This window comes from Methanoculleus sp. UBA303 (assembly GCA_002501655.1).
GTDB lineage: Archaea > Halobacteriota > Methanomicrobia > Methanomicrobiales > Methanoculleaceae > Methanoculleus.
The window spans coordinates 2026-2643 of record DANY01000052.1; the positions used below are offsets into that span (position 1 = coordinate 2026).

Here is a 618-nt window from a genome sequence, read left to right on the forward strand (position 1 = left end):
GTCGCTCTTATGACCGGGTACGCGATCGATTCGTCCTTTCTGGCGATATCGAACGCTTTCCCGGCTCCCGAGACGTATGCCGTAAATTCCTCGTTGAACCTCTCAAAGAGGGGTTCTTCCACGAGCACGGCTTCGCACCTGTAGAGAGCGTCTTCCAGGCGGTCAATATCCGGGGTTTTGGGGTTGCCCTCGCCCGGGTACCACTGGTTGAGCGTGCGCTGACCTTCCGGGTGCGCTGCGAGATAGTCCTTAAACGGGGCGAGAAAATTCACTCTATAACGGGGCATGAACTCGTATGGTGCATGGTTCCGGTAAATGCGGTTGACGAAGGCCTCAATGTCACAGGGGTCGATCTCCCTGACGACGCGCCCGACGACGGCGGAGGCATCGTCTTCGCATACGCTGCTCACGGCGGCGGGGCGAGCGCTGAGCACGAGGAGGGTTTTGCCGGTCTCTGTCTCCTCTTCCCGGAGGATGCCCTGAAGCGTCAGAGCCTTGATCGAAGACTCGACGACCTCGGAATAGGGGCCGTATTTATACCAGTAAAAGGGAAGATCCCTTCTCTCCCGGCCTTTTTCGGGAAGGGCTGCCCTCACCGTAAAGAGAATGGTATGGACG

The 618-nt window shown here is 58.3% G+C and carries 1 protein-coding gene; it reads right to left on the reverse strand.

What is annotated here, in order from left to right; genetic code table 11:
• Positions 1-618: hypothetical protein (locus BP846_RS12400; protein ID WP_292395925.1), on the reverse strand; the 618-nt coding region annotated here is incomplete at both ends.